Genomic DNA, 13,088 nt, shown 5'->3' on the forward strand with positions numbered 1-13,088 from the left:
CGGGTCACGGTTTCGCCTGAAACCGTTCGTGAAAGTTTATGCGACTTTTGTACCTTGCAGGATACTAACCTCTTATCCTGTATGTTTTCTCGTTATCTCCTCGTTAAAATTGCTTTCGGAGTATTACTTTTTACTGCAGCGTGCAGTGTCTTAAAGAAAGAAGACCCCGAAAAAGAAATCGTAGCATTTCTCACCACGTTTCAGAATACATTAAGTCAGCCCGATGAGGCAATTTTAGATTTGTTTGATGCAAAGCAATCCAAAGAGTCCATTCTCTCTGTAGTTAAAATTTTGCAGAACAAGGAGCACGAGTTTATTCTTTGCACGGCATTGTACAATCAGCCTCAGATATCGAAAGAGGAGACTGGTATAAAAGTAGTTATACCTGTTAATTTTGCGCCTCAGAATATCGAGGAAGACTTTCACGAAGAAACGTCCATCACGTTTTGGTTGAAGCCCGGTAAAGATTCATTTGTTATTACAAAAGTTGAAGGTGAAGAATTCTATAAATCTTTCGCGAGCATTCGTGGTAACTTAGAGTGGAGTGTAGAGCGCATTCGTGAATTAAAGAAACGAGAGCAGATATATACTCGCGCGGCTGAACTTCAGCAACGTTATGATTCTGTAATATGGTTTGCTACACACGAGAAGAAGAATTATTACTATGTGGTGAAGGGCTCCTGGACGAATTACTTTTATGATGACAATCCCAAATCATCAGATTATACCATGGGCCTCGTAGATGAAGCGGGAGAGGTAATTATACCGGTGGAGTATGAATTGATTGGGACTCTTGCATTCGAAGTGCCCGGCATGGTAGAGATCAAGAAAGAGGGTAAAGCAGGTTATTTCAACCTGGAAACCCGCCAACTGGTAATACCCGCAGCGTATGATATGATCATTCCTTACGCACAAGACAATTCATTTGCGATAGTAAAGCAAGACAGTATATATGGCTGGATTGATCGCACGTATCAATATCATGAAGGTTTCCCTTCTGAAAATTCAGCGCGCTGGGTAAAGAGCTTTGAGTTCCTTCCAAAGAATCTGAAGCTTCAAAGTGATACCCGTACATTTTGTGAAATTCCCAATCAACAAGGTGCAGGGTATGGTATCATCATGCCACCATCGTACCTGGTAACGACTGGCGTATTCCGTGAAATCGTAGGCGGTATATCTACTACCCCTGTTCCTCTTAACGGATGGACGGATTATGTGGAGACTAAAGGAACATTGCTCCAAGCCGTTACAGATAAGATCAATGCTGTAATCACTACGATTACAGAACGCTATATCGATGGACGCGAAGAGTTTTATACCTATAATCGTCTTACCCTCGTAGATGGTAAACAAGATACGCTGGCTGTAAGCAGTTTTTATACCAGCGGAGAAATTGTATTCCGTAAACTCAACGACTCATTGCTCGAATTGAAATGCGATCAGGATAGTCCGGAGGGAAGCGAGTTTGATGAGTACAACATGCCGGTATATACTTACTTTTCCATGAGCGAAGATCTGTCTGTAAATTCATATACATCACATCGAAGCTTCCCGCAGTCGCAGTTTGTTAAATTGGACAGCACATACCTCTCCGGCAATTTCAAAGTATGGACAGAGGAGGGAGAACGGGAATCCAAGTTCCTCTCCCTGGCAACTATAACCTATATGCGTGACGAAATTTTAGCGGATTACGGTTTCCGTTTTGCAGATGCAACAACGCAGGAGCGCTTCAAATACTATAATTGGTACAGGCCACAGTATGATAAGGTTGAAGATTTTCAGGAACAGCTCAGTGACGAAGACCGTCACAACCTGGACTTCCTGAATAGAATGATCGAGATGCTGAAAAGTAAACCGGTTTAATGCGACTGGCCATCACGTTGTTCAGAAATGTATTTCTCGGCATCGTGGTGCTGCTGGCACTTGCATTGGCAGCCAATGCACTTACCTATAGTAATTTTGATCCTCAGTATGGTTTTCTTCGTCTCAAACAGCAGGCAGTAGCTACGGGGTGGTATCTGCCTGCTTATTACTCGCATGTGTTAATAGGAGGTATTATCCTGATGGTGGGGTTCTTTCAACTTCATCCGAAGTCCATACGTTTCCGGAAACTTCATCGCATAGGCGGGTATATCTACGTGATGGGTATTTTATTCTTTGCAGCTCCGGGAGGTATTGTGATGAGCCTGTTTGTAGACCGTGGCCCGTGGGTGTTAGCCAGTTTTTTATTGCAGGGAAGTCTGTGGTTTTTGTTTACAGCACGGGCCTTCGACCGTATTCGTAAAAAAGATATTGCAGGCCATCGTCAATGGATGTGGAGGAGCTATGCGTTAACTTTTGCGGCTATCACGCTACGCATTTACATTTTCATTTCATCGTACTCGTATAACCTGAGTGTGCCACAGGCCTATGCCACACTCGCCTGGCTCAGTTGGGTGCCGAACCTTGTGCTTGCGGAAATTTACCTTCGAACATCCACTTCCATGCAACGAAACGGTACTGCCAGTGGTCATTAGTGCGTTTTTATAAAGTCGGTCGTCCAGTTTATCGGTTTTAACCTGAACAGTATTCGTTCTTCTGATATTTGAGACTTAACTTTTTAACTCATGAGCACTATTACTTTTACCCGCTCTGAAAAGATGGTTGTAGGAGGTTTAGCCTCCGTTACCGTACTGCTGCATTGTATCGTTAACCTGAATGGTGCATACGGTTTTTTCAGAGACGAACTCTACTACATCGCCTGCAGCGAGCACCTGGCATGGGGCTATGTGGATCAGCCTCCTTTCTCTTTATACCTTCTTAAGATCAGTCGAATCATTTTTGGTGATAGTCTGACGGCTATCCGATTATTACCGGCCCTGGCGCATGCGGGTACAATCATTCTTACAGGTCTTCTTGTGAAAGAAATGGGCGGAAAACTCTTTGCTGTTTTTCTGGCTTGTCTTGCTGTGTTGTTGTCTCCGATTCATTTGGGGATGTCTGTGATATACTCCATGAATTCCATTGACATCTTTATATGGTCTTTGGCGATTTATTGTATCGTAAAGATTATTAATACACAGAAGCAAAGTTACTGGATTGTGTTAGGACTTGTGTTGGGAATTGGACTACTCAACAAGATCAGCGTACTGTTTCTCGGTGCAGGTATTTTTGCAGGTATACTGTTTACCAATCCGAAGTGGCTTACAACACGGTGGCCCTATGCGACAGGTATACTCGCAGCGCTTTTGTTTCTGCCCTATATCTTATGGAACATAAGTCATGATCAGGCGCACCTGGAGTTTATACACAATGCATCAACTCAGAAATATTCCGGAAGGAACCGGCTGGATTTTATTGCCGATCAGTTTCTGTTTCTTAACCCGTTAAGTACTCCAATATGGATAGCAGGTTTACTGGCGCTATTCTTCTATAACTTTTTAAAACCTTATCGGATCATGGGATGGATTTATATTACTGCGCTCGTCATTCTTGTAGTAAATCCCACCAGTAAAGGCGAATACCTGGCTCCTGCCTACGCATGCTTGTTTGCTGCGGCCGGAATCTTCTTTGAGCAAAAATTAACATCACCGGCAGTGGCATGGCTCCGGTATATTTACCCGGCACTTCTTATAACCACTGCAGTTATACTTGTACCGCTGGTGATACCTGTGCTACCTGTTCAGCAATATATAATCTATAGCAAGGCACTGGGTATGGAGCCAACATCCAGTGAGAATAAAAAACTTTCTGAGCTGCCCCAATTCTATGCCGACATGTTCGGATGGGAGGAAAAAGCCCGGGATGTAGCCAAAGTATATAACACTCTTACGGAGGCTGAGAAAAGTAAATGTGCTATGTATTCCAACAACTACGGACGATGTGGTGCTATAGATTTCTTAGGTAAGCAATATGGACTTCCTCCGTCCATAGGATCTCATAATAATTACTGGATCTGGGGACCCCGAAACTATACTGGTGAAGTTATAATCATCCTGGGTGGTACACTGGAAGATCATCGTGATGATTTTGAAAGTTGTGAGGAGGTTGCCGTTTCTACCTGCACGTATTGTATGCCTTATGAGAACAACGTGAAGATATTTCTGGGTCGAAATTTAAAGCAATCCCTGGCAGATGCCTGGAAAGATGTAAAACATTATGAATAAAAGATTGCAGGATTGTAAGATTAGAGAATTAGAAGATTGAAAAATTCGAAGGTTTAACGTAAAGCATTGGTTGCATTGTAATCTTCTAATCTTACAATCCTGCAATTTCCCCCCCCCCGCAATCTCCTAATGTCAGTAGAAATACGGATATACGATTGCGTATTTTATTGACACGCACTCCTCCTAAATCACAGAGTTTCAGTTTCAGTAGCCTCTGCCATCTTTACGGTTCAAACTATTTAGCATACAAGGATAAACACGTTTGGCTTCGTGTTGAATTGTATCGGCAATCTGCAAAGATTTATTTCTGAAAATAGTCTATAGGAATCATTTAATCAGGGGAGATATGAAGCGTGTTTGGTGCTGTTATTTGTTATGTATTTTTTTTAATCAGGCTCTTTCACAGACGGCCGTTGAAAAAGTAAAGTTTTCAAAACTTGATCCGGCAGCAACACTTTCCAACTCACGGGTAACATGCGTTTTGCAAGACTCCGATGGTTTTCTATGGGTAGGTACTGAAGATGGATTGAACCGATTTGACGGATACGAATTTAAAGTATACCGAAATGATCCTTCCGATTCAACCAGTCTTGCCAAGAATTCTATTTTACAAATTTACGAAGACAACCGCGGAGCGCTCTGGATCAGTACAGCCAACGGCGGTCTGCATCGCTATAACAACGATCTCGATAATTTCACAAGATTCCACGAATATGCATTTGATTGCGAGATAAGAGCCTTCTATGAAGACCGGGACTATATATGGGTAGGTGGTGTACGATCGTATCATGCGTTTGTTGATAAACTTTCAAAGACATCGGGTAAAACATTGGAGCGTCATACACTCTTCCCATCAAAAGCACCTGTTCAGTTTTTAGCGCGCGCTTCAGATAAATCATTTTGGGTAGGTGTGCGAACCGTTGGATTCTTTAAGTGGAATGTAAAGACAAATGAGATTGTAAAGTATCCTGCAAATCCCAAAAATGCTAAAAGCATCATTAGCGATCATGTCCATAAAGCCGTGGAAGATGCGCAGGGAAATATATGGATAAGTACAGAAGATGGTCTTAGCAAATTTGATACACAGCAAGAGACTTTTACAAACTATATACTCTCCGTACCGGTAAAAGAAAATATCTCACTCGCTAATGACATTCTCAATCTTTGTATCGATCGGGAGTACCTGTGGCTGGGCACAGAGAACGGTGGACTCTTTCGTTTTAATATGACGAATGGCAAGTATGATAATTTTGTTTTCAATAAGCACGATCCCACGTCATTACCCGATAATTCGATATGGGCTATATATAAAGATCATGAAGGAAGAATATGGATCGGCACATATTCCAAAGGTATATGTGTAATTGACAGATTGAAGGAGAAGTTTTCAGAAGTTGATATACCGCTTGAGAATGATATCGTAAACACGATTTGGCAGGACTCTAAAAAGCGTTTCTGGATTGGTACTGAAGATGGTATTGTGATGAAGCATGGTGATGTGATACAGCATTACCGACACTCGCTGAAGAAGGGAAGTCTAACAGCCAATCCTATAATTTCTGTATATGAAGATGACAAACAACGCATGTGGTTTGGAACCTGGAATGGCGGATTGAATCGATATGACGAAAAAACAAACTCGTTTGTAAGCTATGTTCACAATCCTGAAAGACACAACAGTCTTTCAAGCTCTGATATTTTTGCGATCACACAACTTCGTGAAACGGGTGCTATAGTAGCCGGCACGTATAATGGTCTTAGCATTCTTACCCAAGAGAAGCAAGGTATATTTCAACGCTATAACGAACCGGAGTTCGAATTTAATAATTATGTGCGAACCTTACTGGAAGACAGCAAAGGTAATTTGTGGATTGGCACCATTGAAGAACTAACGTTCTTTGATAACCATCAGAGAAAGATTGTGCGTTTTGATTCTTTCAATGATCGTGACTCTATGAAAATAGATGGTCTTTCGAATTGCATAATGGAAGACAGGAAAGGACACATTTGGGTAGGAACCAACAACGGATTACATCTTATCGTTAACAAGAAACATATCCGAAGCTATACCATAGCAAATGGCCTCCCCAATAACATTGTCAGTGGCATACTGGAAGATCGTAAGGGGAATCTCTGGCTTAGTACAACCAATGGTATATCCCGGTTTGATCCGGAGAAGCAGACGTTCAAAAATTACGATGTGAATGACGGTTTGCTTAGCAACGAGTTTAAACCGAATGCGTGTTTTAAAAACAAGGAAGGACAATTCTTCTTTGGTGGTAAAGGTATAAATTTCTTTTACCCGGATAGTATTAAAGACAACCCGCACGTGCCACCGGTCTTTATTACCGACTTGAAACTGCTTAACAAATCTGTAAAGGTTGGTGATAAAGATGGTATACTTTCGCAGCAGATCGGCAAGACACTCGAAGTATCGCTTCCTCCAGACTATAATTTCTTTACAATTAATTATGTGGCGTTAAATTTTACAGCGAGTAATAAAAATCAATATGCATACAAGCTTGAAGGCTTTAACAACGAATGGAACTATGTTGGCAACCAGCGCGCAGTAACGTTTACAAACCTCGATCCGGGCGACTATATTTTCAAAGTAAAAGCAAGCAACAACGATGGCCTGTGGAATGAAGAAGGTGCTTTACTCATTATTCACATTCTCCCTCCGTGGTGGAAAACATGGTGGGTACGATCGCTGGCCGCTGTGCTGGTGGCGCTGCTGACCGTTGTGATCTATAAAGTACGACTGGGGGCTGTTACACGACAAAACCATAGACTTGAAGATTTGGTAGAGGCACGAACAAAAGAGCTGGCACTGCAGAATGAAGAGTTACTTCAGAGTCAGGAAGAGATTTCATCACAACGAGATCTGGTGTCGGCACAGAACCATGAGTTGCAGTTTGCACGAGAGATCATCGAAAAGCAGAACAACGAAATCAAACTTCGTAATGAGACACTGGCAGCGGAAGTAGAAGAACGTACGCGCGACCTCGTAGAGTATAACCAGCAGCTTGAGCAGTTTGCTTTTATTTCAGCGCACAACCTGCGTGCACCGGTAGCCCGTATACTCGGCCTGGGCAATGTACTAGAGATTACACGACATAAACCGGAAGAAGTAAATATGATCATTGATCGTATCATCTTTACCACACAGGAACTCGATCGTGTCGTGAAAGATTTGAACACCGTACTGGAGCTTCGAAAGAATAACACATCGGTAATTACGAAGATAAACCTGGAAGAAGAACTGGAGTTGATCAAGATCAACCTGGAAAAAGAAATTCAGGAAACACATACCGTGTTCGATCAGGATTTCTCGCAGATCAATACTATATATACTTTAAAACCTTACCTCGACAGTATACTGGTAAACCTGATCAGCAATGCGATCAAGTACAGGCAACCGTCAAGACCGCCCGTTATACGCATACGTTCTGTGGTTGAAGGTGATCTGATTTGCCTCGAAGTTCGCGACAACGGATTGGGCATGGACCTTTCGCTATATAAAGAAAAGATCTTTACGCTCTACAGTCGTTTTCATTCGCATGTAGAAGGAAAGGGGATGGGACTATATTTAGTGAAGACGCAGGCCAATTCGCTGGGTGGCAGAATTGAAGTGGAAAGTGCAACCGGTATTGGTACTACCTTTAAAGTATATATTCGAAACCAGGTGCCTGCCTGAAAATATGTTGGATGCTGATGTGACTATTGCATGCCCGTTGAATTATAGGATTACTAAACTTCAACACTATGGCAGCAATAGCACAACCCGTTTCCGGCAATCAACGCGGTAAAAGACGCAGCAGAAAAATGTCGCCGCGAATCGACATGACTCCAATGGTTGATCTTGCGTTTTTACTCATAACATTCTTTATGCTTACGACAACTCTTGCCAAATCGTACGTTATGAAGGTTACGCTGCCGGAGAAAGCGAGTAACATAACTGCCGCTCCGGTAATAAAACCAACTCAGCTTATAACGGTGATATTGGGTGAAAAGGACAAAATATACTGGTATCAGGGAGTTCAGGATCCGGATATAAAAGTCACCAATTATTCTGCACAAGGAATTCGAAAGGTGCTGGAAGAGAAGAAGGTGCAAATAGATAAAATGTATGTCATGGTCAAACCTGCCAGACAATCGCGCTATAAGAACCTGGTAGATGTGCTGGACGAAATAAAGATAACAAATACACAAAATTATTCGCTCGTTGCTATTACACCGGAAGACGAAGCGCTTATTGCGAAAACGGGACTTTGATGTACTATATATATGAGTTGAAAGGACATGATTATCATGTCCTTTTGTATGGATTAGTAATTATTTTTGTTCCGGAAGAACTTGATCGCCTGTTGTGGGTTCAGAATATTTGAAGTAAGACCGAAGCTTACTACGTAAATTGTATTGACAAAATATAGGTTGTAATAATCCTGTCCGCGATAGTAACGTAAAAAGAAGGCAATCTCATCAAACCACTCCGGGTAATATTGATAGCGTATATCTACGATCAGGCGCTTGTTTACATCCAACGGACTTTTAGGTATCATTTTACCTGCTATCCAGCCTACTTGTAATTCGAGGCTCGACTGTTGAAGCCACTGATTGATCCATGTCTTCTTTGTCTCGCGCCATGGCCCCCCAATGCCCAAGGATCCATAAAAGCGATAGCGGCCATATATATTCCTGATCTCTTCCACCGACCACGAACGTGGATGAATTTCTACAGAAGCTTTCAGTGAGCGGAATGCCACCACGTTTTTACGGACACGTTTTGCTTTGTACGTAGATATGCTTCCAATCAGGTAATTGGTAGCGAAGTTACCATCTTCCATATCAATTACATCCGTAGAGTCGTTCTTGTAAAAACTGCCAGCCTTACCGTTGCTATGATGTCCAATGGTGGCAGACCACAGTGCGTTTTCGAAAAATAGTTTCTTCAGAAAAGTTCGTTGCCAGAAGTCAATTGAGTGGAAGTATGTAAGATGCGCTTTATAACTCGGTGTATTGATCGGCCATGAAGGTGTGTTTTGCATCCTGACCTGAACCTGCGGATTTAAAAGCAACGCCCATGTCTTTTTCTTTCGTGAAAAGAAATAACTAGGCGAGAGCTTGGCTTCCATCAGCAACGGTTCCAGGTTTCCAAAACCTTCCGTTACAGTAACGTAACTCTGCTCGCGATTGGCATTGATCAGAAACATGAATTTTTCATGATCGATACTGTCATACAACTGAGCTTTATTCTTTTCCTGCGCATACAGTATAGCATTGTTGAAAAGAAGAATAATAGATACAAGCCAACGCGTTCCGTGAGTATACAGGGTCATGAGGTTCCGTTTGAGTCTGCAGAACGCTGTGCAGAAAAAACCACACCTGTTTTCCGGTCGGGTTTTCTCAATTGTGGTTTGGGACATGTATACGGATGTATTCTCATTTCGTGTAATAGTTTACACAGCGCAGCCGATCAGCACTTTGTCATCCACGCACAAGTGGTATGGATTACGTGTTTAAGTGTTTACGTGTTCAAGTGTTTACGTGTGTAGTGTTTGAGTGGATTGGTGTTGGCGTGCTAATGGTTCAGGTGTTGATATTTTAGGTAAAGCACCGCTTCGTTTTGTCAAGACGAACTCCAACGCCTCAACAAAACGTAAACACCTAAACACGTGTAACCATTCCCGGCATACTTTCTTATCCCCTGCCATCATGCAACGTTTTATCATCACATGGGCATTGGCACTGGGGGTTACTCTTCAGGTTTGCGCTCAGAAGGATACGGTGCGGCATGATGAGCGTAACTTCACCAATCCGGAAAGTTTTTATAATTCGGAATTGCCGAAAGACACTGAGCCATTTCGTGATAGTGTGCGACTGGAGGAAAACCAGGTTCCAAAAAAACTTAAAAAAACATTGCAGCGCGACAAGCTTTATCACGGATGGGAAGATGCCGGTATATATTTCAATACCAATACAAAACTATATATGCTTTACCTTCCTGTGGATAGCATGATGCGTAAATATGGTTTTGACGAATATGGAAAAGTAGTAACGTTTACGCAATTTATACGACAGCCTTAGCACAGGCATTTTTTTTTAATCGGTTGTTGCAATGGCAGAGTCGCGCGTTTATGGTTTCGCATTTCTTGTGACATTGATGTTGGGTGCGGTTGATTGCCTGGGGCAGTTCAGTGACACGGTCAATTACTACATAAACTTTGCATCTACCGGTAACATTAACAAGACCAACGATGGCACCTCTTACCTGTTGAACAACAACCTCCGGTATAGCATCAGTAAAAAATCGATTTCCCTGAACACAACCAACAGTTGGATGTATGGCAAGCAGCTGGGGAATCTCACCAACAACGATTTTTTCTCAGGACTCGATTTCAATCTCTATAAAACATTGTACAACTTTTATTATTGGGGATTGGGAAGTTACGAGAAGAGTGTGTCACTTAAAATCAATCACCGCTTACAGACCGGTGCCGGAATTGGGTATAACCTGGTGAACCGGAAAAATGCGTTGGTGATTTTAAGCGATGGTATACTCTATGAAAAGGGTGACTTGTATGATGGTCCGGAAACCGGCAATAATGAATATGAAATTTTCAGAAACTCATTTCGACTCAAGTTCCGCTTTATCATTCGTGGAATTGTGGTGATTGAAGGTTCCGATTTTTTGCAACACGCTCTGTCTGATCGTAAAGACTATATTATAAAATCAAATACAAGTTTGTCGGTTAAACTTAAGAAATGGCTTAGTCTTACGTCAGCGGTTGTGTATAACAAGTTGATTGCTACCGGAAGAGAAAATCTGCTGGTAACGTATGGTATTACTATAGAACGTTATTTCTGACCAACATCTTTCTTACGTTGTCCTATATAAAGTGCGAACATTACCATAACGGTGCCGGCAAAAGTATAGATCGTGAAGGGCTCGTCCATTAGCAGCGTTGAATACAGGAACCCAAATATAGGACAAAGGTATAGCCACAGCGATGCCTGTACAGCATCCGATTTCAATAACCGAAGCCACAGCTGCACGGCAAGTATAGATACAGGGAAAACAAGCCATGCCAAGGAAAGCCAGAATCGAAGATCGAAATTGCTCGTGCCGGTTCCCATCATCGCAGCAAAAGGCGCGAGGAGCAGGCCGCCTATAAATACCTGCCAGGCGTTGATCGTAGTGCGCGGCAACTTCCAAGGAACGGATGCATAATATACCGAGCCGAATGAATACGTGATCATACTTAGCGACAACAATATCATTCCTTCTGCCGAAGCATGGCTTGTTTGTAGCAGCGGATATACAGCTACAGCAACTCCCGTGATTCCTAAAAGTATACTGAGCCATTCCTGCATTTTTACTTTACGCTTCATCCACACGGCAGACATAACACTGATGAGTAATGGATTTAATGCTATCGCCAGCGATGTTATACCGGGCATAATATACTGCAGGGCTATCACAAACAGTCCTAAATATAGCGTAGTGTTAAACGCTCCGAAGATTGTAAGCTGCAGCCATTCCTTTCCTTCTGGTAACCTGCTTTTTTGTATACCATAGGTGAAGGCCAACAGGACAAAGCCTGCGAGAAAAAATCGCGTTGTGAATAATATCAACGGTTCAGCAGAATATAGACCAAATTTACCGGCTACCGATGCAGAGGCCCAGAGCATGGAAAAGAGTAAGCCGGTAACAACCTGGCTCGCAGAGAATTTATTCATCGCTGCAAAGAAAGTATAACCCCAGGTAACTTCATAGACGTGTGCAAAATATGATGGTGCTGTTCCAACCATGTTTGTAGATGAAGGGTCTAAAAGAAAAAGACAAACGTTTTAAATGTATGAAAATGATAACTCTCCTGGGAATCATGGTAGCAGTGCTATGTTCCTGTAGTAATGATGATGATGAAAAACCACAGGCTGATCCGGCACTGGTGTATTTCCTGGTAACAGAAACCGATGTAGAGCATGGCGACTCCTATATATTGCCGTTAAAAGATGCCGAAGCTATAGCAGAGGCCCGCGCGATTATTGCGAACAACGAGAAGAAGATTATACTCGCGGAAATATCAAACGATCCGAACGAGAAGTATAGTCTCAATAAAGATTTGCTGAAGAATCGTACATGGTCGTGGCATATCGTGTCGTTTAACGGATTTGTAGATACAAGTATAGAGATACTGGATGGCTGGCCCGCGTATGTCGAAGACAACTATAGCGAATGGGTTGAAAACACAAAAGGCGATGGTACAAATGGTAATATAGGTTTCTGGAATTATACATTGGAACGCGAAGTGCCGGCTGACGAGTTGTATTGATCAGGATACGGGAACCTTTGCATTGGCAGGCATAGTTATTACAGGTATATCCGCTATCAAAAATATTGGTTAAATTCCGGTAGTAACTAAGCCTGCTATATAATCATGCGCGAACTATCTGCTGTTCTTACTGTGCTCTCTGCCATGATCACACCAGCCGTTTTGATACTGGCTTCCGGATCGTTGTTGCTTACTACATCGCAGCGTCTCAACCGCGCGATCGATCGTGCACGTGCCATATCAGATCTGATTTCGAACGTCAAGACCATGGCAACGTATTCAAAGGCACGTAAAGAACTTTTATCAACACAGATTGTTTCGGCAACCAAACGTTCCTGGCTTTTGCAACGCGCGATCAGTTCTATATGTGTAGCGCTGGCGTTGTTTGTGGCAACAAGTATGTCGATTGGTATTATTGAAGTTACACAGATAAACTATATATGGATACCGGCTGTGCTCGGTATGATAGGCATCTCGGTATTGTTCTATAGCACGATACTCTTCATTCTGGAAACGCGCATAGCGTATCGTTCCGTGCAACGCGAAATGAACTTCATCATTCAGGAGAATAAAGACCTGAACATCGATGAGAATGCTACGGAATAAA

General features: G+C 42.4%; 11 protein-coding genes. 9 read left to right on the forward strand and 2 right to left on the reverse strand.

Annotated features, from left to right (window positions below; translation table 11 throughout):
- Positions 1-81: 81 nt before the first annotated feature.
- From ACFQ21_RS15550 to ACFQ21_RS15570, 5 genes are all read left to right on the forward strand, one after another.
- Positions 82-1,863: a YARHG domain-containing protein gene (locus ACFQ21_RS15550; RefSeq protein ID WP_377580195.1), complete on the forward strand. Its 1,782-nt coding sequence runs from the start codon at positions 82-84 to the stop codon at positions 1,861-1,863.
- The gene (locus ACFQ21_RS15555) at positions 1,863-2,516 is read left to right on the forward strand and encodes a DUF2306 domain-containing protein (RefSeq protein ID WP_377580196.1); all 654 of its coding nucleotides are present in this window, start codon (positions 1,863-1,865) and stop codon (positions 2,514-2,516) included. The genes ACFQ21_RS15550 and ACFQ21_RS15555 overlap by 1 nt, the downstream gene beginning before the upstream one ends.
- A gap of 90 nt (positions 2,517-2,606) precedes the next feature.
- Positions 2,607-4,145 carry an ArnT family glycosyltransferase gene (locus tag ACFQ21_RS15560; protein ID WP_377580197.1) on the forward strand — a complete coding sequence of 513 codons (1,539 nt, stop codon included), beginning with the start codon at positions 2,607-2,609 and terminating at the stop codon, positions 4,143-4,145.
- Positions 4,146-4,491: 346 nt separating this feature from the next.
- Complete coding sequence (locus ACFQ21_RS15565; RefSeq protein ID WP_377580198.1) at positions 4,492-7,842, forward strand: two-component regulator propeller domain-containing protein; 3,351 nt, start codon at positions 4,492-4,494, stop codon at positions 7,840-7,842.
- Between the two features lie 68 nt (positions 7,843-7,910).
- The gene (locus ACFQ21_RS15570) at positions 7,911-8,420 is read left to right on the forward strand and encodes an ExbD/TolR family protein (protein ID WP_377580199.1); all 510 of its coding nucleotides are present in this window, start codon (positions 7,911-7,913) and stop codon (positions 8,418-8,420) included.
- A 53-nt stretch (positions 8,421-8,473) separates the two neighbouring features.
- Here the strand turns inward: ACFQ21_RS15570 and ACFQ21_RS15575 are convergent, their stop codons facing one another.
- Positions 8,474-9,484, reverse strand: coding sequence for a hypothetical protein (locus ACFQ21_RS15575; protein WP_377580200.1), 1,011 nt, complete (start codon positions 9,482-9,484; stop codon positions 8,474-8,476).
- Between the two features lie 376 nt (positions 9,485-9,860).
- Between ACFQ21_RS15575 and ACFQ21_RS15580 the strand changes: the two genes are divergently transcribed.
- Together ACFQ21_RS15580 and ACFQ21_RS15585 are read left to right on the forward strand one after the other, a co-directional pair.
- On the forward strand, positions 9,861-10,232 hold the full coding sequence (locus ACFQ21_RS15580) for a hypothetical protein (protein ID WP_377580201.1): 372 nt from the start codon (positions 9,861-9,863) through the stop codon (positions 10,230-10,232).
- Between the two features lie 31 nt (positions 10,233-10,263).
- A complete protein-coding gene (locus tag ACFQ21_RS15585) occupies positions 10,264-11,013 on the forward strand; it encodes a DUF481 domain-containing protein (RefSeq protein WP_377580202.1) in 750 nt (249 codons plus the stop codon).
- On the opposite strand, the gene ACFQ21_RS15590 is transcribed toward ACFQ21_RS15585, so the two are convergent.
- Positions 11,004-11,957 carry a DMT family transporter gene (locus ACFQ21_RS15590; protein ID WP_377580203.1) on the reverse strand — a complete coding sequence of 318 codons (954 nt, stop codon included), beginning with the start codon at positions 11,955-11,957 and terminating at the stop codon, positions 11,004-11,006. The two genes, ACFQ21_RS15585 and ACFQ21_RS15590, sit on opposite strands and share 10 nt — an antisense overlap.
- A gap of 47 nt (positions 11,958-12,004) precedes the next feature.
- Between ACFQ21_RS15590 and ACFQ21_RS15595 the strand changes: the two genes are divergently transcribed.
- Together ACFQ21_RS15595 and ACFQ21_RS15600 are read left to right on the forward strand one after the other, a co-directional pair.
- Positions 12,005-12,481 carry a BP74-related protein gene (locus ACFQ21_RS15595; RefSeq protein WP_377580204.1) on the forward strand — a complete coding sequence of 159 codons (477 nt, stop codon included), beginning with the start codon at positions 12,005-12,007 and terminating at the stop codon, positions 12,479-12,481.
- Positions 12,482-12,586: 105 nt separating this feature from the next.
- Positions 12,587-13,087: a DUF2721 domain-containing protein gene (locus ACFQ21_RS15600; protein ID WP_377580205.1), complete on the forward strand. Its 501-nt coding sequence runs from the start codon at positions 12,587-12,589 to the stop codon at positions 13,085-13,087.
- Position 13,088 lies beyond the last annotated feature (1 nt).

The sequence above is a fragment of the Ohtaekwangia kribbensis genome, assembly GCF_042676245.1.
GTDB lineage: Bacteria > Bacteroidota > Bacteroidia > Cytophagales > Cyclobacteriaceae > Ohtaekwangia > Ohtaekwangia kribbensis.

What these genes read in the sequence shown, in the direction of transcription:
- ACFQ21_RS15550 (WP_377580195.1), top strand. Translation starts at nt 82, where the DNA reads ATGTTTTCTCGTTATCTCCTCGTTAAAATTGCTTTCGGAGTATTACTT.
- ACFQ21_RS15555 (WP_377580196.1), top strand. Translation starts at nt 1,863, where the DNA reads ATGCGACTGGCCATCACGTTGTTCAGAAATGTATTTCTCGGCATCGTG.
- ACFQ21_RS15560 (WP_377580197.1), top strand. Translation starts at nt 2,607, where the DNA reads ATGAGCACTATTACTTTTACCCGCTCTGAAAAGATGGTTGTAGGAGGT.
- ACFQ21_RS15565 (WP_377580198.1), top strand. Translation starts at nt 4,492, where the DNA reads ATGAAGCGTGTTTGGTGCTGTTATTTGTTATGTATTTTTTTTAATCAG.
- ACFQ21_RS15570 (WP_377580199.1), top strand. Translation starts at nt 7,911, where the DNA reads ATGGCAGCAATAGCACAACCCGTTTCCGGCAATCAACGCGGTAAAAGA.
- ACFQ21_RS15575 (WP_377580200.1), bottom strand. Translation starts at nt 9,484, where the DNA reads ATGACCCTGTATACTCACGGAACGCGTTGGCTTGTATCTATTATTCTT.
- ACFQ21_RS15580 (WP_377580201.1), top strand. Translation starts at nt 9,861, where the DNA reads ATGCAACGTTTTATCATCACATGGGCATTGGCACTGGGGGTTACTCTT.
- ACFQ21_RS15585 (WP_377580202.1), top strand. Translation starts at nt 10,264, where the DNA reads ATGGCAGAGTCGCGCGTTTATGGTTTCGCATTTCTTGTGACATTGATG.
- ACFQ21_RS15590 (WP_377580203.1), bottom strand. Translation starts at nt 11,957, where the DNA reads ATGGTTGGAACAGCACCATCATATTTTGCACACGTCTATGAAGTTACC.
- ACFQ21_RS15595 (WP_377580204.1), top strand. Translation starts at nt 12,005, where the DNA reads ATGAAAATGATAACTCTCCTGGGAATCATGGTAGCAGTGCTATGTTCC.
- ACFQ21_RS15600 (WP_377580205.1), top strand. Translation starts at nt 12,587, where the DNA reads ATGCGCGAACTATCTGCTGTTCTTACTGTGCTCTCTGCCATGATCACA.